This is a genomic window from Ruegeria sp. CDSA079 (genome assembly GCF_059612245.1).
On record NZ_JBXWQF010000026.1, the window covers coordinates 17,661 to 38,295 of the forward strand.

The 20,635-nt window shown below is 57.2% G+C and carries 23 protein-coding genes; 15 read left to right on the forward strand and 8 right to left on the reverse strand.

What is annotated here, in order from left to right; all coding sequences use genetic code 11:
- Positions 1–4 precede the first annotated feature (4 nt).
- Together AC2FJZ_RS19770 and nagA are read left to right on the forward strand one after the other, a co-directional pair.
- Positions 5–1,033 carry an SIS domain-containing protein gene (locus AC2FJZ_RS19770; RefSeq protein WP_496779784.1) on the forward strand — a complete coding sequence of 343 codons (1,029 nt, stop codon included), beginning with the start codon at positions 5–7 and terminating at the stop codon, positions 1,031–1,033.
- Positions 1,030–2,163 carry an N-acetylglucosamine-6-phosphate deacetylase gene (gene nagA, locus AC2FJZ_RS19775; RefSeq protein WP_496779786.1) on the forward strand — a complete coding sequence of 378 codons (1,134 nt, stop codon included), beginning with the start codon at positions 1,030–1,032 and terminating at the stop codon, positions 2,161–2,163. Before AC2FJZ_RS19770 ends, nagA begins: the two co-directional genes overlap by 4 nt.
- 181 nt (positions 2,164–2,344) lie before the next feature.
- Here the strand turns inward: nagA and AC2FJZ_RS19780 are convergent, their stop codons facing one another.
- Positions 2,345–3,406 carry a zinc ABC transporter substrate-binding protein gene (locus tag AC2FJZ_RS19780; protein WP_496779788.1) on the reverse strand — a complete coding sequence of 354 codons (1,062 nt, stop codon included), beginning with the start codon at positions 3,404–3,406 and terminating at the stop codon, positions 2,345–2,347.
- A gap of 57 nt (positions 3,407–3,463) precedes the next feature.
- Here AC2FJZ_RS19780 and AC2FJZ_RS19785 point away from each other — a divergent pair, with 57 nt between their 5' ends.
- From AC2FJZ_RS19785 to AC2FJZ_RS19795, 3 genes are read left to right on the forward strand one after another with little or no spacing between them, the layout of a single operon-like run.
- The gene (locus AC2FJZ_RS19785) at positions 3,464–3,976 is read left to right on the forward strand and encodes a Fur family transcriptional regulator (protein WP_496670849.1); all 513 of its coding nucleotides are present in this window, start codon (positions 3,464–3,466) and stop codon (positions 3,974–3,976) included.
- A 2-nt stretch (positions 3,977–3,978) separates the two neighbouring features.
- Positions 3,979–4,719 (forward strand): metal ABC transporter ATP-binding protein, encoded by a 741-nt coding sequence (locus AC2FJZ_RS19790; protein WP_496670852.1) that lies wholly within the window; start codon positions 3,979–3,981, stop codon positions 4,717–4,719.
- Positions 4,719–5,516 (forward strand): iron chelate uptake ABC transporter family permease subunit, encoded by a 798-nt coding sequence (locus AC2FJZ_RS19795; protein WP_050605307.1) that lies wholly within the window; start codon positions 4,719–4,721, stop codon positions 5,514–5,516. Before AC2FJZ_RS19790 ends, AC2FJZ_RS19795 begins: the two co-directional genes overlap by 1 nt.
- A 96-nt stretch (positions 5,517–5,612) precedes the next feature.
- On the opposite strand, the gene AC2FJZ_RS19800 is transcribed toward AC2FJZ_RS19795, so the two are convergent.
- Positions 5,613–6,209 carry a LysE family translocator gene (locus AC2FJZ_RS19800; protein ID WP_050605306.1) on the reverse strand — a complete coding sequence of 199 codons (597 nt, stop codon included), beginning with the start codon at positions 6,207–6,209 and terminating at the stop codon, positions 5,613–5,615.
- A 73-nt stretch (positions 6,210–6,282) separates the two neighbouring features.
- Here AC2FJZ_RS19800 and AC2FJZ_RS19805 point away from each other — a divergent pair, with 73 nt between their 5' ends.
- On the forward strand, positions 6,283–6,735 hold the full coding sequence (locus AC2FJZ_RS19805) for an Lrp/AsnC family transcriptional regulator (protein WP_496670855.1): 453 nt from the start codon (positions 6,283–6,285) through the stop codon (positions 6,733–6,735).
- 119 nt (positions 6,736–6,854) lie between these two features.
- Positions 6,855–7,433 carry a PA14 domain-containing protein gene (locus AC2FJZ_RS19810; protein ID WP_496670858.1) on the forward strand — a complete coding sequence of 193 codons (579 nt, stop codon included), beginning with the start codon at positions 6,855–6,857 and terminating at the stop codon, positions 7,431–7,433.
- A gap of 44 nt (positions 7,434–7,477) precedes the next feature.
- Here AC2FJZ_RS19810 and AC2FJZ_RS19815 read toward each other — a convergent pair whose 3' ends face one another.
- On the reverse strand, positions 7,478–8,440 hold the full coding sequence (locus AC2FJZ_RS19815) for an L-malyl-CoA/beta-methylmalyl-CoA lyase (protein WP_496779790.1): 963 nt from the start codon (positions 8,438–8,440) through the stop codon (positions 7,478–7,480).
- A gap of 295 nt (positions 8,441–8,735) precedes the next feature.
- Here AC2FJZ_RS19815 and dgcN point away from each other — a divergent pair, with 295 nt between their 5' ends.
- The 3 genes from dgcN (at position 8,736) to AC2FJZ_RS19830 (ending at position 11,648) form a co-directional block, all read left to right on the forward strand.
- On the forward strand, positions 8,736–9,737 hold the full coding sequence (dgcN, locus tag AC2FJZ_RS19820; protein ID WP_496779792.1) for an N-acetyltransferase DgcN: 1,002 nt from the start codon (positions 8,736–8,738) through the stop codon (positions 9,735–9,737).
- A 74-nt stretch (positions 9,738–9,811) separates the two neighbouring features.
- Positions 9,812–10,777, forward strand: coding sequence for an N-acetyl-D-Glu racemase DgcA (gene dgcA / locus AC2FJZ_RS19825; protein WP_496779794.1), 966 nt, complete (start codon positions 9,812–9,814; stop codon positions 10,775–10,777).
- 10 nt (positions 10,778–10,787) lie between these two features.
- Positions 10,788–11,648, forward strand: coding sequence for a D-amino-acid transaminase (locus AC2FJZ_RS19830; RefSeq protein WP_496670870.1), 861 nt, complete (start codon positions 10,788–10,790; stop codon positions 11,646–11,648).
- A 42-nt stretch (positions 11,649–11,690) separates the two neighbouring features.
- Here the strand turns inward: AC2FJZ_RS19830 and AC2FJZ_RS19835 are convergent, their stop codons facing one another.
- The 3 genes from AC2FJZ_RS19835 to AC2FJZ_RS19845 all read right to left on the reverse strand — a co-directional run bounded on the left by AC2FJZ_RS19835 (position 11,691) and on the right by AC2FJZ_RS19845 (position 13,158).
- Positions 11,691–12,005: a DUF1244 domain-containing protein gene (locus tag AC2FJZ_RS19835; RefSeq protein ID WP_496779795.1), complete on the reverse strand. Its 315-nt coding sequence runs from the start codon at positions 12,003–12,005 to the stop codon at positions 11,691–11,693.
- Between the two features lie 89 nt (positions 12,006–12,094).
- Positions 12,095–12,334, reverse strand: a complete 240-nt coding sequence (locus AC2FJZ_RS19840) for a DUF6868 family protein (protein WP_496670875.1) — start codon at positions 12,332–12,334, stop codon at positions 12,095–12,097.
- A gap of 86 nt (positions 12,335–12,420) precedes the next feature.
- The gene (locus tag AC2FJZ_RS19845) at positions 12,421–13,158 is read right to left on the reverse strand and encodes an N-formylglutamate amidohydrolase (RefSeq protein WP_496779797.1); all 738 of its coding nucleotides are present in this window, start codon (positions 13,156–13,158) and stop codon (positions 12,421–12,423) included.
- Between the two features lie 140 nt (positions 13,159–13,298).
- On the opposite strand from AC2FJZ_RS19845, the gene pyk reads away from it, so the two are divergent.
- The 5 genes from pyk to rplT all read left to right on the forward strand — a co-directional run bounded on the left by pyk (position 13,299) and on the right by rplT (position 17,765).
- Positions 13,299–14,744, forward strand: a complete 1,446-nt coding sequence (pyk, locus tag AC2FJZ_RS19850) for a pyruvate kinase (protein WP_050605298.1) — start codon at positions 13,299–13,301, stop codon at positions 14,742–14,744.
- A gap of 254 nt (positions 14,745–14,998) precedes the next feature.
- Complete coding sequence (locus tag AC2FJZ_RS19855) at positions 14,999–15,436, forward strand: universal stress protein (RefSeq protein WP_050605297.1); 438 nt, start codon at positions 14,999–15,001, stop codon at positions 15,434–15,436.
- 13 nt (positions 15,437–15,449) lie between these two features.
- Entirely contained in the window at positions 15,450–17,000 is a 1,551-nt protein-coding gene (locus AC2FJZ_RS19860) for an alanine/glycine:cation symporter family protein (RefSeq protein ID WP_496779799.1), read from the forward strand.
- Between the two features lie 184 nt (positions 17,001–17,184).
- Positions 17,185–17,385, forward strand: coding sequence for a 50S ribosomal protein L35 (gene rpmI, locus AC2FJZ_RS19865; protein WP_005981143.1), 201 nt, complete (start codon positions 17,185–17,187; stop codon positions 17,383–17,385).
- Positions 17,386–17,399: 14 nt separating this feature from the next.
- Positions 17,400–17,765, forward strand: coding sequence for a 50S ribosomal protein L20 (gene rplT, locus AC2FJZ_RS19870; protein ID WP_008756009.1), 366 nt, complete (start codon positions 17,400–17,402; stop codon positions 17,763–17,765).
- Positions 17,766–17,883: 118 nt separating this feature from the next.
- On the opposite strand, the gene AC2FJZ_RS19875 is transcribed toward rplT, so the two are convergent.
- On the reverse strand, positions 17,884–18,864 hold the full coding sequence (locus AC2FJZ_RS19875) for a M14 family metallopeptidase (protein WP_496779801.1): 981 nt from the start codon (positions 18,862–18,864) through the stop codon (positions 17,884–17,886).
- 330 nt (positions 18,865–19,194) lie between these two features.
- Positions 19,195–20,586 (reverse strand): aminotransferase family protein, encoded by a 1,392-nt coding sequence (locus AC2FJZ_RS19880; RefSeq protein ID WP_050605292.1) that lies wholly within the window; start codon positions 20,584–20,586, stop codon positions 19,195–19,197.
- Positions 20,587–20,635: the final 49 nt, after the last annotated feature.

Here is a 20,635-nt window from a genome sequence, read left to right on the forward strand (position 1 = left end):
GAACATGTCTGACAAAACCACTCAAATGCGGCGGGAAATCAACGAGATACCCGACGCCGTCGACCGCCTGCTAACCGCGGGCGCAGATTTGATTACGCAAACCGCCGACGAAATCCGGGCCCGTGATCCGCGGTTCCTGATCTCGGTGGCGCGGGGGTCTTCGGATCACGCCTGCAGCTACTTGAAGTACGCGTCTGAGTTGCTGCTTGGTTTGCCGATGGCATCGGTTGGGCCATCGGTCAAATCTATCTACGGTGTCGACATGCGCTGCGACGACGCAATCTGCATCTCGGTCTCGCAATCCGGTCAAAGCCCGGACATCGTAAAACTAACGCAGTCGATTACGTCCGGAGGCGCTTATTCAGTTGCGATTACGAACAACACGGCCTCAGACCTGGCTGAGGCCGCAACGGCGACGCTGCCAATTCATGCGGGTCCTGAACTGAGCGTGGCCGCGACCAAGACATTCGTGACCTCTTTGGTTACGGGGCTATGGCTGATCGCGCAGGTGAAACGGGACGATCATTTGTTGCGCGCAATCCATGGTCTGCCGGACAGCCTGTCAGCAGCCATTGCCTGCGACTGGAGCGCCGTGGCGGATGCGGTTGATGGTCGCTCGCTGTTTACTTTGGGGCGGGGCATGACTTTGGCAATCTCGAATGAAGCTTCTTTGAAATTCAAGGAGACCTGCCAGATTCACGCGGAAAGCTATTCGTCGGCTGAGGTTCTGCACGGTCCTGTTTCCATTGTTGATCAGGGTTTTCCAGTACTTGCATTGGCATCCGGGGACGCTGCCGAAGCCAATCTGGCCGAGGTCGCAGACGAGCTTGCCTCGAAAGGGGCCGATGTATTTGCCACAACCAGCCGCGTGAAACACGCAACGGTGCTGCCGCATGTCCGGACGTCGCATTGGATGACGGATCCCATACCAACAATCGCGTCGTTTTATGGAATGGTAGAGAAAGTTGCCACGCAACGCGGGGTTGACCCCGACACACCGCGTCATCTGAAGAAAGTGACGGAAACGGTATGACCGAGGCTTCGATCACCTTTGCAGGCGGCCCGATCTTTGATGGCACTGAATTGCGCGACGGATACGCCGCGCACTTCAGAAACGGGGTGATGGACACGTTGGTGCCCGAAGATCAGTTGACGGGTGAGGACCTGATCGAAGATTTGTCGGGAAACATTCTCAGCCCCGGCTATGTCGATTTGCAGGTCAACGGCGGTGGTGGTGTGATGTTCAACGACGATCCATCCGTTGAAACCCTGACAAGGATCGCCGACGCCCATCGCGGGCTGGGTGCAACTCGCATCCTGCCGACCCTGATCACGGATACAGCCGAGAAAACCCGAGCCGCAATCGACGCGGCGGTAGAGGCCGTTCGGTCCGGAGTTTCCGGGATCGCAGGTCTGCACCTGGAAGGCCCGCATTTGTCTGAACGGCGCAAAGGGGCGCATGATGCGGTTCTGATCCGCCCGATGCAGCCATCTGATCTGGACGCAATAACCAACGCGGCGAAAGATCTGCCCGCTTTGATGGTCACACTTGCGCCGGAAAGCACGACTGTGGAACAGGTCGAAGCGTTGAGCCGTGCCGGAGTGATCGTGTCATTGGGGCATACCGACGCGACCTTCGAGACTTGCATGGCTTACGCAAATGCTGGTGCAAGCTGTGTTACGCATCTATTCAATGCGATGAGCCAACTTGGCAGCCGCGAACCTGGGCTGGTCGGCGCGGCGTTTTCCTGCGGATCGATGTCGGCGGGTTTAATCGCGGACGGCATTCACGTTCATCCCGAGACAATACGGATCGCCTGGTCAGCCAAGCGCGGGCCAGGGCAGATTTTTCTTGTCAGCGACGCGATGGCGGTTGCCGGCACTTCGTTGACAGAGTTTCGATTGGAAGGCCGTCCGATCCATCGGGAGAACGGCAGGTTAACCCTGGAAGACGGCACTCTGGCTGGGGCCGATTTGTCCTTAACCAAGGCAGTGCAGCTTCTGTCGCAACAAGTGGGTATCCCTTTGCAACAGGCTCTCGCGTCGGCAACCAGCGTCCCGCATCGGATGATTTCCGGGGCAGGTGAGGTGCCGAGGCCGACGCTTTCGCAGATGATAATGATTGCGCCAGATTTTTCTGAGGTCAGACCGGTGCGACCGTGATTATAAGGCGCGGTTGAAAACAAGGCTGAATTTGAGAGCGTGGCGTTTCATGCGCCTCGATTACAAGCGTTTCGACGTCCTGGCTGGATTGCGGGGTGACGCGAATTCCTTGGCAAATGTTACTCAAGCTGGCCTTCAGCCCGACCGATGACGTGTTCATGATCGGGCTGGGAAAGTTGGGTCAGAGGCACTCGGCCAGAGACTTCGCAAGATTGCGAATGAGATTCGGATAGAGGTCCGCGCCGGGTTCCAGATCGGACCCAAGAGGGTCAATTACACCGGTCTTTGACTCCACGCCCCCCATGACGCTCTCGACGATGCCGGGATTGAACTGGGGCTCTGTCAGAACGCAATCGATGCCTTCGTCGCGGATACGTGCTTGGATCTCGGCAATGCGCGCGGGGCTGGGGTCGGATGCATCGGCGATCGAAATTGCGCCTGAGGCGGGGAAATCGAAGGCATCCTCAAAGTATTGGTAGGCGTCGTGGAACACTATGAAGTTGCCGCCGCGCACAGGGTCCAGCGTTTCGGCGACTTCCGCAGACAGTGCGGCCATTTCCTCGCGCGCCGCTGCGGCATTGGCAAAATAGGCACCTGCGTTGTCAGGGTCAGCCGAGGACAGCTGCGCCGCGATCACATTCAGCCAGATTTCGGCATTTTCCGGTGACAGCCAGGCATGTGGGTCATGGTCGCCATGGGCGTGCTCATCGTGGTCATTTTCGTCGTGATCATCATGCCCATCATGGTCCGCGTGATCTTCGTGATCATGCTCGTCATGCTGATCGTGATCGGCGTGTTCCTCGTGATCGTGATCGTCCTCTTTGGCGTGATCGTCGCCGTGGTCGTGATCCTTGTCTTCTTCGTCCCCATGATCATGTGCCTCGAAAACTGCGTTTTCACGGAATTCAAGAAGCACAGTGTCATCAGCTTCCAGCAGGGGTATGACGGCTGCACCTTCGGCTAAAGTTTCGATTGCATTCTCCATCCACGGTGTCAGGCCCTTTCCCATCCAGAACACCAGATCGGCGTTCTGCAACGCTGCGGCCTCGGAAGGGCGCAGGTTGTATTCATGCGGCGACGCACCCGGAGCAATGATCAGGTCCGGGGTTCCGACACCGTCCATGACGCGTGTGACCAACGAATGGACCGGTCCAATGTCAGTCGCGACATTCGGAGCGTCCGCAAGGGCCGTTCCGCCCATCAATGCAGCCGTGATCGACAATGGAAGAAGCTTTCTGGACATCAGACCCTCTGTGTGATTTTATAACGTTGCGAGTGGCAATACATGATATGAAATAACATGACAAGTGATGCACACCCCGCGTCGGTGGAAGACACCGCTCCGGTAGGGTTTCAGGAACATGACCATCAGACCTGCGTCGAGACGGCGCTGACCTCTGTCGAAGCCCAGTGCAGCGCGGAAGGGCTGCGCCTGACGCCAGTGCGGCGCAAGGTTCTTGAGATGTTGCTGCAGGAACACCGGGCGCTTGGCGCTTACGCAATTCTGGATCAGTTGCGCGCCGAAGGATTTGGTTCACAGCCGCCCGTTGCCTATCGCGCGTTGGAATTTCTGGTGCAGAACGGGTTTGTTCACAAGATCGAGCGGTTGAACGCGTTTGTTGCCTGCTCGCACCCGGGCCAGTCGCATTCTCCGGCCTTCATGATCTGTAGAAAATGCGATGCCGTGGCCGAGGCGCAATCCTCTCCGGCCAAAGGTGCTCTGGGCGCTGCCGCGCGCGCGGCAGGTTTCGAGATCGAACGAACAGTTGTAGAGGCCGAGGGTCTCTGCCCCGACTGCACCGAAAAGGCATAAAGATGACCTTGATTACTGTTGAGAACCTTAGCGTGCGCTATGGCGCGCATACCGTGCTGAGCCGTGTGGACATGGCCGTCGAACCGGGTGAGATTGTCACCATCGTTGGTCCCAACGGATCGGGCAAGACAAGCCTGCTGCGCGCCATCATAGGTGCGACCCGGCCGTCTGCGGGGCAGGTGTCCCTGAAGCCAGGTCTGAAAATCGGATATGTGCCGCAGAAACTGCATGTCGACCCGACGCTGCCCATTTCCGTCGAACGGTTCATGCGCCTGACCGACCGCGTGTCGCGCAAGCAATGTGTTGCGGCGCTGGAAACTGCGGGCGTGCCGGATCTGTTGTACCGCCAGATGTCGCAGTTGTCCGGTGGACAATTCCAAAGGGTGCTGCTGGCGCGGGCGTTGATCAACCGGCCTGACATTCTATTGCTGGACGAGGCGACCCAGGGGCTTGATCAACGCGGGTCAGCCAGCTTCTATCAGCAGATTGAGGCGGTGCGCCGTGAAACCGGATGCGCCATTCTGATGATCAGCCACGAATTGCACGTGGTCATGAGCGCTTCGGACAGGGTGATATGCCTCAATGGCCATGTCTGTTGCGAGGGCTCTCCTGCGGTTGTGGCCTCGGCACCGGAATACCGGGCGTTGTTCGGAACAGGCACGGGCGGCGCGCTGGCGCTGTACCGGCACGAACATGACCACAATCACGATCATGATCACTCCTCCAAGGAAGCGGCTGAATAATGCTTGATGACTTTATGACTCGTGCGACGCTCGCCGGTGTCGGCGTGGCTTTTGCAGCCGCCCCCCTTGGGTGTTTCGTCGTGTGGCGGCGTATGGCGTATTTTGGGGATGCGACCGCACATGCCGCGATCCTGGGTGTGGCACTGTCGCTGACCTTTCAGATGTCGATATTCACCGGCGCGCTGGCCGTGGCGCTGATCATGGCGTTGACCGTGACACTGTTGGCCGGTCGCGGCTATGCGATGGATACGCTGTTGGGCGTTCTGGCGCATTCTGCCTTGGCGTTTGGATTGGTCGCTGTTTCGTTCCTGTCCGGTGTGCGCATTGATCTGATGGCCTATCTGTTCGGGGATATTTTGGCGGTCTCACGCTCGGATCTGCTCGTGATCTGGGGCGGTGCCGCGCTGGTCGTTGCGCTGATCACGTGGCGTTGGTCACAGCTGTTGACGGCCACTCTGAACGAGGAACTGGCTTATGCCAGCGGTTTTGATCCCAAGCGAGAGCAATTGATCCTGACTTTATCCTTGGCTGTTACCGTGGCGGTAGCGATCAAGGTTGTAGGCGTGTTGCTGATCGCGGCGATGCTGATCATTCCGGCTGCCGCAGCGCGCAATCTGGCGCGCTCGCCGGAATCGATGGCCTTAATTGCCGCTGGGATCGGGGCGTTCTCCGCCGTTGCGGGATTAAGGGCGGCTTACGTTTTCGATACCCCTGCAGGGCCTTCGATTGTCTGCGTGGCCGCCGTTCTTTTCGCCTGTTTTAGCATCCTCGGTTTGAAATCACGGGGCAGGACGTAAGGCAGCGTTGAGCCTAAGTGTTTGTGATCATGTCATTGTGCTGACCGTGCAGAGTGGGCTGTATCCAGATTCGGATCGCATCCGATTGGACTGTGCTCAATGGGGCCAAAGCACTGGATAGAGCGAGGCAAGTAGCAGCGCGGCCATTGTCCAGTTGAACGCAACCAACCGGCGCGGGTTTGTCAGCACGCGCGCCATCTGCTGTCCAAGGACAGTCCAGGTGCTGACCGAAGGCAGATTGACCGCTCCAAAGACAAGCGCCACCAGCAAGATCGCGTGCAACGTCTGGTTAGGGGCATAGGCGGTCGTTGCGGTCAGGGCCATGGCCCAGGCCTTGGGGTTCACCCATTGAAAGGCCGCCGCTTGCAGGAATGTCATGGGGATGCCTGACGCCTCGGATCTTTTGGCAGGTGCGGCATGGGCGATCTTCCACGCCAGATACAGCAGATATGCCACCGATACGATTTTCAGCGCGGTATAGCTGACCGGGTATCGGTCAAAAACCTGCACCAACCCTGCGCCGACCAGCAGCACCATGATCGTGAAACCCAAACCAATGCCCAGCATATGCGGGATCGAGCGCCGAAAACCGAAATTTGCACCTGATGCCATCAGCATCAGGTTGTTGGGCCCTGGTGTGATCGAGGTCACGAAGGCAAAGACGATCAGGGCCATCAGGATATCATAGGTCATGGCGCGCAGTATTGACCGTGACCATGAAAATGAAATTGCTTATTTGTGCGTGTTTCCGGTAAATTCACAACTTATGACGAAAGATGATCAGATAAACCGCCAGATATTGCGAGAATTAACACGCGACGGGCGCATCAGTAACCTGGAATTGGCCGAACGGATCGGTCTGTCGCCCTCGGCCTGCTTGCGCCGCGTGCAAGAGCTGGAAAAGGCAGGGGTGATTACCGGCTATCGCGCCGTTTTGGATCCAGCCGCTATGGGCGTGGGTTTTGTTGCCTATATCGGTGTTGGCCTGGGTGAACACACTAAGGCCGCGCAAGAGGGGTTTGAACGGGCCCTGCAACAAGCCCCCGAAGTGGTCGAGTGCCACAATATCACCGGTACAATCGAATACCTGCTTCGGGTCGAATGTGCGAACCTGCCGTCCTACAAAACATTCCATACCGAGGTGCTGGGAACGCTGCCACATGTCACGTCAATCACCTCCTACGTTGTTATGGGATCGCCCAAGGACTTGAGGGCGTAGCGGCCGAAATTGTGAAGTTTCACTCTCTTGCAGGGAAAAAATTCAGAGCCTAGTGTCATGGTAATGACGTTGCCAGGGGATACGCCCAGCCATAATGGCACGCAAACAGGGAGATACCGATGAAACTTGTTCGAACAGTGGCGACCGCAGTAGCCATGTCGCTTGTTGCCGGAGCTGCTTTGACTGCCCCGCTGAAACTGCAACCCGCCAGTCCACAACCCAGCCCAAAGGCAGGGTTGAATGTGAAGTATTATGGTACAGGCAACCAACACAAAAAGATCCGAGATCTGAGCGAGGCAAAAAGTCTGCTGTCTCAAGCGAAGCCCGGAAAGCCGTTGCGGGGGTTGGATTACAGGGACACCAGCAAGGGCGAAGACGTCATGACGTTCGACCAGGCTTACAATGTTGCTGCCGAGGTGACGGGGTATATGAAGTTCGACTCGGCGGGGGTTTACGAGTTGGAAACGTGGTCGAATGACGGGATCGAGGCTTGGGTAGGTGGCCAACAGATTGGCCGCGTAACAAGCATTCAAGGCTGTGAAGCCAATCAACGCACCGAAGTAGAAGTGCCCAAAGCGGGCTGGTATCCATTGAAGATCGTCTATTTCCAAAAACTGGGAACTTCATGCCTGATGATGAAGTCAGGAAAGAAGGGTGAACGTGTCACATGGACGCCCAACGAGGTCTTTGGTCGTTGAATTGACTACATGAGGGCGCTCGATTGAGCGCCCTTTTTTGTGACCTAGCTGCCCGACGCAATCAGTTCGGCCTGCGCCACAATAACTTCGGCTTGCTTGATTGAGGCAATATCGACCAAACGCCCTTTATAGACGGTCGCGCCTTCACCATTTGCCTTGGCCTGTTCCATTGCCGCTAGAATTTCGCGGGCCTCGGAAACGGCTTCGTCCGACGGGGTGAATACCTGATTGGCCAGCGCGATCTGCTTGGGATGGATCGCCCATTTGCCGACCATGCCCAAAGTTGCAGACCGTTTGGCCTGAGCGATATAGCCTTCGTCGTCGCTGAAATCGCCGAAAGGTCCATCCACCGGCAACACACCATGCGTGCGGCACGCCGCCACAATGGCCGCCTGCGCCCAGTGCCATGGATCAGACCAGTGTTTCTCGCCCTCGCGCAGCATGTAATAGTTTTCCTGCGTGCCGCCGATGCCCGTGGTCTGCATTCCCATCGAGGCAGCAAAATCTGCGGCCCCAAGGCTCATGGCCTGCAAACGGGGTGAGGAGGCTGCGATCTCTTCCACATGCGCGATACCGGCAGCGGATTCGATAATGACTTCGAAGCTGATCGGTTTGGTCCGGCCCTTGGCGCGTTCAATGGCGGTGACCAGAGCGTCCACCGCATAGACATCCGCCGCGCAACCGACTTTGGGAATCATGATCTGATCCAGACGGTCGCCTGCCTGTTCCATCACGTCGACAACATCGCGGTACCAGTATGGGGTATCCAGCCCGTTGATCCGGACGGACATGTATTTGTTGCCCCAGTCCACGGTGTTCAGTGCCTCGATGACATTGGCGCGTGCTACGTCCTTGTCCGAGGGTGCGACCGAGTCTTCAAGATCAAGGTTGATGACATCCGCAGCCGAGGCGGCCATTTTGGGGAACAGCTTGGTGTTCGACCCCGGGCCAAAAAGCTGACAACGATTGGGGCGTGCTGGTGCAGCGGGTTGGATGCGGAAGCTCATCTGGACCTCGTATGGGTAATGAAATTGCGATTTTCCTGCTCAATGGGGTATTAAATTGCGCATCGCAGCGCAAGGGCGATTGTGCATCTGCGGCAATGCGGCTGCAGAATGGAACTTTAGGTTAACTGGGAAGGGGTGATTAAAGTTTAATCACTTTGAAAATTTCGAATAAAATTGCGCCATAGCGTAAGTACGCGCAAAAACGTCGCGCGTTAATCGTGTTGGGCGGATCAAAACGCGAAACGTTCGTTTTGCTGCTTCTCTAGCTTAGGCCGGAATCAAAGGAGTGACCGCAATGATCGAGACACCGTACCTGCTGTTTCTGGGCGATGCGCCCGACCAATTGGCGGCCAAAGTGGCTGTGGGCATCAAGGATTGGCGCCCGGAAAACGCCGTGGGCCAATACCGGATGGATGGCTGCAAGGCCGATCTGGGTCTGAAAGACATGACCCTGACCGAGGCGAAAGAGGCCGGCGCCAAAACGCTCGTGATCGGTGTGGCCAACCGTGGTGGTGTGATCAGCCAGGAATGGAAAAAGGTTCTGGTCATGGCGCTGGAGGAAGGGTTTGACCTGGCTTCGGGCCTGCACAACTTGCTGCGCGATGAGCCCGATCTGGTAGCCGTGGCCGAAGCAACCGGTCAAAAGCTGCACGACGTACGCGTGCCCGAAGTGGATTACCCGATTGCCAACGGCATAAAGCGTAAGGGCAAGCGTTGTTTGGCTGTGGGTACCGATTGTTCGGTCGGCAAGATGTACACGGCCATGGCGATGGATGCCGAAATGCGCAAGCGTGGTATGAAATCGACCTTCCGGGCGACCGGTCAAACGGGTATCCTGATCACTGGCGATGGTGTGCCGCTTGACGCGGTCATTGCCGACTTCATGGCCGGTTCGATCGAATGGCTGACACCCGACAATGATGACGACCACTGGGACCTGATCGAAGGGCAGGGTTCACTGTTCCACGTGTCTTATTCCGGCGTGACTATGGCACTGATCCACGGCGGCCAGCCGGACGCCCTGATCCTGAGCCACGAACCGACTCGCGAACACATGCGTGGTTTGCCGACCTATCAGCAGCCATCTTTGGAAACACTTCACGACACCGCGCTTGCGCTTGCCAAGGTAGCGAACCCGGATTGTCAGGTTGTTGGCGTTTCGGTCAACACGCAGCATATGTCCGAAGAAGACGCGATCGCCTACTTGGCCAAGATCGAAGCCGACATGGGCCTGCCTGCGACCGACCCGTTCCGCTTTGGATCCGGCAAGCTGGTGGACGCGCTGGCCGCGATGTGATCTGAGACACGTGCCGGTGGCGGGCTCATCCGCCTCCGGCGGGCGTATTTGGGAAAAGATGAAGGGGCGGGTGCGTGCAGATAGAGGTCTCTCGCGATGTGTTTCGGCTGGCGCAGGTGTTCACCATCTCGCGCGGGTCGCGGACTGAAGCAAAGGTGCTGACGGTACGGGTGTCGGACGGAACCCATCAGGGCTGGGGCGAATGCGTTCCCTATGCGCGCTATGACGAAACGCTCGAGTCGGTTGAGGCCGAGATTGCGGGTTTGCCTGCAGAGTTCACTCGACAGTCGTTGATGAATCTATTGCCAGCGGGCGCGGCCCGAAACGCAGTGGATTGTGCCCTGTGGGATCTGGAGAGCAAGCGCGCTGGCAAACGTGCCTGGGATTTGGCCGGTCTGCCGGTGCCGGGCCCTGAGATCACCGCGTACACCCTGTCGCTGGATACGCCAGAGGCGATGCAAGCCCAGGCGGCTGAGAACGCGCATCGTCCGCTGTTGAAGATCAAACTGGGTACGCCTGACGATATGCCACGGCTTGAGGCCGTACGCGCGGGCGCTCCGAACTCCAAGATCATTGTGGACGCGAACGAAGGGTGGACGGCCGAAGTTTATGCCGATCTTGCGCCGCATCTGGTGCGCCTGGGCGTGGCCCTGGTCGAGCAGCCCCTACCGGCCGGAGGTGACGATGCGCTGATCGGAATGGACCGCCCGGTGCCGGTCTGCGCGGACGAGTCCTGCCATGACCGCAACAGCCTGCCCAAGCTGAAGGGCAAATATGATGTCATCAACATCAAGCTTGACAAGACCGGGGGCCTGACCGAGGCGCTGGAACTGCGCACGGCCGCGATTGCCGAAGGCTATGACATCATGGTGGGTTGCATGGTCGGCAGTTCGCTTGCCATGGCCCCTGCGACATTGCTGGCGCAAGGTGCGATGGTAACGGACCTTGACGGCCCGCTTTTGTTGGCCGAAGACCGTGATACCCCGCTGATTTTTGACGATGCCGGAGTGCACCCGCCGGTGTTCGCGCTCTGGGGCTGAGGAGACAAACATGACCCGAACCGTTTACGTAAATGGCGAATACCTGCCCGAGGCAGAGGCCAAGGTGTCGATCTTTGATCGAGGTTTTCTGTTCGCAGACGCCGTTTATGAAGTGACCAGTGTACTGGACGGCAAGCTGATTGATTTCGAAGGCCATGCAGTACGTCTCAAGCGATCGCTGGACGAGTTGGAGATGGCCGAGCCCTGCACCAAGGATGAGTTGCTGGAAATCCATCGTAGGCTGGTTGAGCTGAACGGCATCGAAGAGGGTCTCGTTTACCTGCAGGTCTCGCGCGGCAGCGATGGCGACCGGGATTTCGTATTCCCCTCGGCAGATACCGAACCGAGCCTTGTTCTGTTTACGCAGAACAAACCTGGTCTGGCTGATAGTCCGGCTGCCCAGAAAGGTGCCAAGATCATCTCGATCGAAGATATCCGCTGGGGCCGCCGCGATATCAAAACCGTGCAGCTGCTCTACCCATCAATGGGCAAGATGATGGCCAAGAAAGCAGGTTGCGATGACGCTTGGCTGGTCGAAGACGGTTATGTGACCGAGGGCACCAGCAACAACGCCTATTTCGTCAAGAACGGCAAGATCATCACCCGACCGCTGTCGAACGACATCCTGCATGGGATCACGCGTAAGGCTGTTCTGCGCATGGCAGCGGAAGCGCAGATGGAAATCGAAGAGCGTCTGTTCACCATCGACGAAGCCAAAGAGGCGGATGAGGCATTCACAACCTCGGCCAGTGCTTTTGTGATGCCGGTGGTCGAGATTGACGGGGTCGCGTTGGGTGATGGTACGCCAGGGCCAATCGCCAAACGCCTTCGCGAAATTTATCTGGACGAAAGCCGCAAAGCTGCAGTCTAAAGAATAGGCCCGCCGATTTGGCGGGCCTTCTTCGTTTCGAACTTAACCCTTTTTCGTTACATTCTCTTCGAACGCAACCTTGAAGGCTGCCTGTTTTTCGGGGCTGGCGTCGGTCTGATAATTGGCTTTCCATTCATCCATGGTCATGCCGTAAAAAACCTCGCGGGCTTCGTCCTTGCCCATCTCGATGTCTTTGTCATTGGCGGCTTCCTGATACCAGCGCGAAAGGCAGTTTCGGCAGAACCCGGTCAGATTCATCATATCGATGTTCTGGACGTCTGTGCGGTCTTCCATCAGGTGCTTTTGCAACCGACGAAACGCGGCGGCCTGAAGTTCGATTTCGGTTTGCTTGTCCATGATGCGGCTCCGGGTGGCTTTGTGTGCAGTGTCTGACCTAACAATCCCGCTGTCCTGTTACAACAATCAGACTTGCGATCCGAACTTGCTCACATCAGTTTCAAGGCCAACCAAGGTACGACACAAAAGATCAGTGTCAGAATCTTGTAGTTGGCAAGATATCTGAAATAGGCACGTTTCACATCGGGACGCTCCATCTGAAACATCCTGCCGTGAATGCCCGCGATCCAATCCTGCAACAGCAGGACCATCACGGTGGTGAACAGAAGAACCGCGATATTGAGCGCAGCCATCCAGCCAAAAAACGTCGTCAGAAATTCATGTGTCACGATGATCCCCTTTCTTGCAGAATATGGGGATCAGGGGAGGTGCTCACAATGGCGTGAGCTGTGGAAAGCCACTGTCGAACTTGCGGTTAAAGGTCGCTGTTCTCCAATGCATCCCGCAGGACAAGGGCCAGGCGTTCGGCCCATTCTTTTTGCCCCACATGGTTGGCAATTAGATCATTGCGCAGTTCGATCAGGGCGTTGGGACGCCCGAACGCCGTACAGTGCTTGTCAATCGCATCGCCCGGCAGAACGCCGGTGTAGGGTTCGTTGACGCCTACGCACATATCGTCCTCGGCCTGAAGCCGGTCGATCAGGGGGCGCGCGAACCTCTCGTCTGGGGTGTGCAAGACACCTATGTGCCAGGGGCGCGGGTTACGTCCGCGCAGCTGGCGGGTGAAGGAATGCATGGAAACAATCACAGCGTGCGGCAATGCGGCCATCTGAGCCAGCGCCTCGTGATAAGGGCGATAGCACATGTTCAGGCGACGCTCGCGTTCAGCTGCGTCCGCATGGCGGTTGCCGAGGATGATCGAGCCGTCATAGAGCTTCATCAACAATGTCGGGTCGTCTTCACCGCGGTTGGGATCGATCACGAGGCGCGAGAAATTTGCGGCAATTACTGGCGCGTTCAGGATCTCGCCCAAATGCTTTGACACCTCATAGGCACCGACATCATAGGCGATGTGGCGCTCCATGTCTTCGCGTGACAGGCCAAGGTCGCCTCCGTTCACCTCAGGGGGTACAGTATTGGTTGCGTGGTCGCATGTGATCAGCCAACGGGACGGGCGATCCGCGCCGTGAACGAAAAACGGGGTGTATGTCATGAGCCTGTCATCTAGTTTGTCGCAGGTGTAGGGCAGTTGCTTTGAAAAGGGAATTGGGCAATAAGCACTCAGCTAATGTTTGCGGTAACATTTTACTGCACCCTAACTGCAACTAAGACGACGTGAGGAGAGCAGGACTGATGCGACGCCTGAGAAATGTAAAAATCGTGGCGACGCTGGGACCGGCGTCCAGTGATTATGAAACCATTCGTGCCCTGCACGAGGCTGGTGCGGATGTGTTCCGTTTGAACATGAGCCACGGCAGCCATGATGAGATTCGCGAACGGCACAAGATCATTCGGCAGGTTGAAAAAGACCTGGACAGCCCGATTGCCATTCTGGCTGACCTTCAGGGGCCCAAGCTGCGCGTTGGCGTCTTTGCCAATGAGGCGGAAGAGTTGGAAGAGGGCGCGGCATTCCGCCTCGACCTTGACCCTGCTGCTGGCGACATCAATCGGGTCTGCCTTCCGCACCCCGAGATTTTTGCAGCACTTGAGCAAGGCGCACGCCTTCTGGTGAATGACGGAAAGATACGTCTGACGGTACAGGATTGCGGACAGGATTTCGCCAATTGCAAGGTTGATGTGGGAGGTACGATCTCTAACCGCAAGGGCGTGAATGTGCCGGATGTGGTGCTGCCGCTGGCGGCGCTTTCGGCGAAGGATCGCGATGATCTTGAGTTTGTCTGCCAGTTGGGCGTCGACTGGTTGGCGCTGAGCTTTGTGCAGCGCGCAAAGGATGTGTTTGAAGCGCGGGCTTTGGCTGATGGCCGTGCTGCGATCCTGTCGAAGATCGAAAAGCCCGCCGCGGTTGAGGCATTTGAGGATATTCTCGACGCGTCAGATGGGATCATGGTAGCGCGGGGCGATCTGGGTGTGGAACTGCCCGTATCCGCCGTACCGCCAATCCAGAAACGGCTGGTCCGCAGGTGCCGTGGTGCCGCCAAACCGGTTATCGTCGCGACCCAGATGTTGGAAAGCATGATCGAAAGCCCGATGCCCACCCGCGCCGAAGTGTCGGATGTGGCCACTGCGATCTATGAAGGCACGGACGCCATCATGCTCAGCGCGGAATCGGCGGCAGGTGCCTATCCAATCGAAGCTGTGCAAACCATGAACAAGGTCGCCATCGAGGTCGAGGCCGATCCGACCTACACCCAGATCATCGCCGCCTCGCGTACTGCCAAGGGCAGCACCGTGGCCGATGGCATCGTCGCAGCGGCCCGTGAAATAGCGGAAAAGACCGACATCAAGGCCATCTGCTGTTTTACCCAGAGCGGCACAACTGCCTCGCTGACTGCGCGTGAACGTCCTGGTGTGCCGATCATTGCCATGACCTCGCAACGTGGCACGGCGCGTCGGTTGTGTCTGAGTTGGGGGTGCAACTGTGTGATGACGCCCGAACTGCAACGGTTCAAAGGCGCGGTGGTGAACGCAGCGCGTGCCGCGCGGGCGGGCGGTTTTGCGTCTGAATCGGATCAGATTGTGGTCACTGCCGGTGTTCCGTTCAATGTCCCCGGCACCACCAACATTCTGCGGGTTGCCCCCTGTGACGAACGCCTGATTTATAGCACCGATCCTGAATAATTTGGGCTCAAGGCGACATCGGAACGTAGAAAACGGCTGCTTCAGAAGCAGCCGTTTTCTTTTTCGCACCGGGTGAAAAACTTGATTAATAAGCGAAATTTGACCGGTGCTGGTGAATTTGCCACAATAGTCTTCATTCATGAGTAGAATTTTCTAATAAATGACCTAAGGGCAGTCTCAGCCAAAGTTCCAAGTTCCGGCTGTCCTGCCGGGGGCACGGGCCCCGGACTTAACAACAATAATGGAGGAACAAGATGACAACAAAGATTGTCATAGGACTCGACGGGACAGAGACCGGTGAACGCGCGATTGCTTTTGCCAAAGATCTGGCAAAGCTAATCGGATCCTGCGAATTGCTGGTCGCTTATGTGATTGAATGGTCCCCTTACACATTTCAGACACCGGAGGAAAACGCCTTGCGTCACAAACGGCGCGAGGAAGAGGTCGATCTGGCAACGTCACGCGTCGTGACGCCCGCCGTCGATGCCCTCAAGGCGGCTGGTTTCGAGGCGCGAGGCGTCGTGCGACATGGCGATGTGGCAGAAACCCTGAACACCATCACGGTCGAAAACGGCGGTTCTCAGATCGTTGTGGGCCGGGCTTCGGCAGACGGGATCAAGAAACGAATCTTCGGCAGCTCAACGCAAAATCTTGTGATGCACGCTGAAGTTCCGGTCACAGTTGTAAATTGAGGTGGGCAGAAGAATGAAAACGCTACAACACCTGTATCTTGCGGCGCTTGCCGCCATAATGGCCACCGCCGCTTCGGCGCAAGAGGCTCCGGGCCTGGATGACAAGATCAATCAGGCTTTCGCTGATGCAACCGGACCCTTCGTCAGCTTTATATTTGCCCCTTTCCCGGGGACTGGCTTTCCGTGGATTGTGGGGTGGCTGGTGGTCGCGGCCACAGTTTTCACGCTGTATTTTGCGTTTGTTCAGTTCCGCTTCTTTGGACACTCGATCAGCCTTGTCAAAGGCGACTATTCTGATCCAAACGATGCCGGTGAGGTCAGCCACTTTCAGGCTCTGGCCACAGCGCTGTCCGGCACGGTTGGTCTGGGGAATATCGCCGGTGTGGCAGTTGCAGTCGGCATCGGTGGTCCGGGCGCGACCTTCTGGATGATCGTCGCGGGCCTGCTGGGCATGGCGTCGAAATTCACGGAATGTACGCTGGGCGTGAAATACCGAAATGAATACGATGACGGCACCGTATCCGGTGGCCCGATGTATTACATGTCCAAAGGGTTCGACGAGTTGGGCCTGCCGGGTGGCAAGATCCTCGCGGTTCTGTTCTCGATCTTCTGTATCCTTGGCGCGCTGGGCGGGGGCAACATGTTCCAGGCCAATCAGGCGCATCAGCAGATCGCGGGCATTGTGGGTGACTATCCGGGCTGGATCACGGGGCTGGTCTTTGCGGCGATTGTGTTTGCGGTGATCGTCGGCGGTCTGAAATCCATCGCACGGGTGACTGAGAAGGTCGTGCCGTTCATGGGGGTGATGTATGTACTGGCGGCGCTGGTTATCATCATCATGCATGCAGATCAGATCGGTTGGGCCTTTGGTCAGATCTTCGCGGGCGCTTTCACTGGCCTTGGTGTTGCGGGCGGCATGGTCGGCGCGCTGATCCAGGGCTTCCGCCGTGCGGCGTTCTCGAACGAAGCGGGTGTGGGCTCGGCTGCGATTGCGCACTCGGCCGTGCGGACCAAAGAGCCGATCACGGAAGGGTTCGTTTCGCTGCTGGAGCCGTTCATCGACACCGTCGTGATCTGCACCATGACGGCGCTGGTGATCATCATCACCCAGCAACTGATCGTGGACCCGGAAACCGGCAACTACATGCTGAACGAGGCGGGTAACGCCATTGCCACCGTTGACGGCAACTCCGGTGTCAGCCTGACCTCTGCCGCTTTCGGCAGCGCGTTCAGCTGGTTCCCCTTCATCCTTGCGATTGCCGTGGTTCTGTTTGCCTTCTCAACCATGATCAGCTGGTCTTACTATGGCCTAAAAGCCTGGACCTATCTGTTCGGCGAAGGCCACACCAAAGAGCTGGTTTTCAAGATCATCTTCTGCGTCTTCGTGGTTATCGGTGCGGCAGCCAACCTTGGTCCGGTTATCGACTTCTCGGATGCGGCGATCTTTGCGATGGCTGTGGTGAACGTCTTTGCGCTCTACTTCCTGATGAAAGTCGTGCGTCAGGAACTGGCGTCTTATGCCGAGCGGTTGAAAAGTGGAGAAATCCGCAAGTTCGAGCATTAAACCAATCCACCGGGGCGGCGAGTGTCGCCCCGGTGCCAGACCAGCCGCGCACAAAGCGCAAATTCTGGTCGAATCCCCCTTGCCAGTATGACGGAACTTGCGTAAATGGCGCTTCTGATCGCGTGACCGGCCGAGATGGCATGCCGAGTCGCGTTTGAAACCGAACCCGGAAAAGGAGACGGAAATGCCTAAGATGAAGACAAAGTCGAGCGCCAAGAAGCGCTTTAAGGTGACTGCGACCGGTAAGGTCATGGCAGGCCAGGCTGGTAAACGGCACGGCATGATCAAGCGGACCAAGAAATTCATCCGCGACGCCCGTGGCACCACCACCCTGTCCGCCCCCGACGCCAAGATCGTCAAGGGCTACATGCCCTACGACCGCTAAGAGGAGATTTAGAGATGTCCCGCGTTAAAGGTGGAACCGTAACTCACGCCCGTCACAAGAAGGTCATCAAGGCCGCCAAAGGTTACTATGGCCGCCGCAAGAGTACCTTCAAGGTTGCCCGTCAGGCCGTCGACAAGGCCAACCAGTATGCAACCCGCGACCGTAAGAACCGCAAGCGCAATTTCCGCGCGCTGTGGATCCAGCGTATCAACGCTGCCGTCCGTTCGCATGACGAGGCACTGACCTATTCCCGCTTCATCAACGGCCTGAACCTGGCCGGTATTGAAGTGGACCGCAAAGTTCTGGCCGACCTGGCCGTGCACGAACCGGAAGCGTTCGGCGCGATCGTCGCCAAAGCTCAGGCCGCTCTGGCTGCCTGATCCTCTGAAAAGAGACAGTGAAAGAAGGGCCGTCCTTAATAGGGCGGCCTTTTTCTTTTCTAATCGGAGGAATGTCGGCTTTGAGCCCAAAGCGGTATATCTTAGTTACTGCGGATACCTATGGCAGCGGGTGCCGCAACACTTTGATGACATCATCGCCTTTTCGGACAAAACGCACTTCCCGGCGTGTCATAACCTGACCGTCAAATGGTGAAATAATCTCTTGATGCGCCGCACCGGGTTTTGACACGACGACTGCCAAACGTTGACCTGACTTCACCCAATCACAAATTTCAACATCATAAAGAACAGCACCGGATGACGGCGTTGCAAGAAGTTCGGCTGCGTCAACGTCGCCTATGATTGGGTCTACCGCAGAATTTTTAGGGAGCGTATCGTCGACGGTCCCGATGCTTACCAGATAATGATAAAGGCCGTTGGCATCATGTTCGGCAAATTCTGGAGTTACATCGATCATGCCGCGCAATTCGACGGTCGCAGCAAATCGCTCACTTCTGTTGTCTGCGGCCCAACGCTCTCCTACTGCCAAGTCGAATGAAATCGGATCGTCGCTGGCGTCGGTTAGAATTACCTGGGCCCCAATCGACCGGGCAAGACGGCGTCCTTCCTCCAACTGCCGCTCGGAAACGTACAAGTAGACCGGGCCGTCATCGTCGCAATGTAGGTCAAGCACGACTTCCGCTTGTTCAGCCAACGCGAGCAGCGTTGCCTTCAACCGCTCAGATGCGGGCTTGATCTCCAAATCGCTCGCGGATTTGGTCGGGAACGACCTGTTAAAGTTGACGCGGGTATTCGCATCAAATCGGCCCAGCTGTTGCCCGAACACCACTTGGGTTAATCCGACCGGATTTGCGTGCGGGACCAATGTAATGTCGCCAACCACGCGCCCATCGACTTCAGCCGCTTCTAAACGTGGGATAAGACTGTCTATTGCAACGGTGCCTGGCATTTCGAGCGAATGCAGACCACCTTGAATATAGACTGCAGGGCCACTTCCGGAGCCATGAAAGCGAAAAACGTCCAAGCCAAATTTCTGGCCAGGCGTATCCGCATCGAGTGTCAGGTTCTCAATCTCCATTGATTGGGACATTAAACACACCAGTGTGAAACCTATAGAGGTTTCTCGAAGCCGCGACACGGGCTAACCCAAATGGCCGGTTTGTCCGGATACTGTTGAAAAAGTCGACGGGTAGATTTCTGACGTGATTTAATGAGAAGACGTTCTGTTTTCTACTGAAAAACCTACAAAATCGGGAGTGGAAACCCAGTTTCAGGAACAACGTTCTAGGCTTTCCATGCCATCCGGCAGTGGCTCGACTGTTTTCAACAGTATCTCCGCAAAGCGGCCATCTATGTGCAAAAAAACCGGCGCGAAGAGCGCCGGTTTTCGTGATCTTGAGGCAGGGTGTTACCCAAACACACGCCCCAACGCGCCATCGACCGCGTCGGTAATCTGGTCGATGTCATCTGACGTTGCGATCAGCGCGGGAGAGAAGCACAGGGTGTTGTTACGGCTGGGGATCGACCGGTTGGTGGCGCCGATGATCACGCCCTGCGCCATACAATCGGCCACAACGGCCTGAACCCGCTTTTCGTCCACCGGATCTTTGGTCTCTCGGTCGGTGACAAGTTCAGCGCCCAGGAACAGACCCTTGCCGCGCACATCGCCAATGACTTTGTGCTTTTCCATCAACGCCTGCAGGTTGCCCATCATGCGGTCGCCCATGTCGGTACAGTTGCCCAGCAGGTTCTCATCTTCGATGATGCGCATGTTCTCGATGGCCGCGGCCGGACCGGCGGTGCAGCCGCCAAAGGTCGAGATGTCGCGGAAATAGTTCAACGGATCCGACGCATCGTCCTTGAACATGTCAAAGACTTCCTCGGTCGTTACCATCACCGCAATTGCGGCATAACCCGAGGCGACGCCCTTGGCCATTGTCACGAAGTCGGGCTTGATGCCGTACTGCTGATATCCGAACCACGTGCCGGTCCGACCAACACCGCAGACAACCTCGTCGATATGCAGCAGGACGTCGTATTTCTTGCAGATCTCCTGCACGCGCTGCCAGTACCCTTCGGGCGCTTCGATGACGCCGCCGCCGGCGGTCACGGGCTCAAGGCACAGCGCACCAACGGTTTCGGGACCTTCCCGCAGGATGACCTCTTCGATCTGATCAGCGGCCCATTCACCGAAGTTTTCGACCGGTGCACCGTCCAGCTCATGCTTGCGGTATTCCATGCAGTGCGGCACGCGGATGAAATCGGGCGCGAAGGGGCCGTATTGCGCGGTACGCTCGTCCTGACCACCCGCCGACATGGTCGCCAGAGTCGAGCCGTGGTAGTCGCGGTCGCGGTACAGGATTTTGGTTTTCTTGCCGCCATAGCGCTTGTGCGCGATCTGACGAACCATCTTGAACACCTTCTCGTTCGCTTCGCTCCCCGAGTTGGTGTAGTAGACGCGGCTCATGCCGGGCATCTTGTCGATCAGCTTTTCTGCGAAGATGGAACCGGGGATCGAACCTGCGGTATTGGCGAAATAGCACAGTTTCATCAACTGGTCATAGACAGCCTTGCAGATCGATTCGCGGCCATAACCAACGTTCACGGTCCAGACTCCGCCGGAAACAGCGTCCAGGTGCTCTTTGCCCTTCTGGTCCCAGACACGCATGCCTTTGCCTTCGACGATGATGCGCGGATCATTGGTTTCAAAGGGTTTATGCTGCAGCAGGTGGTGCCAGATATGGGCGCGGTCGGCCTCGACCACGCGGGAAAGATCGTTTTCGTTGAACGTGCCGTCCATGACAAGTCCTTTCACTAAGATGCGCTTTTTGGGGATATGGTTAGGCCAT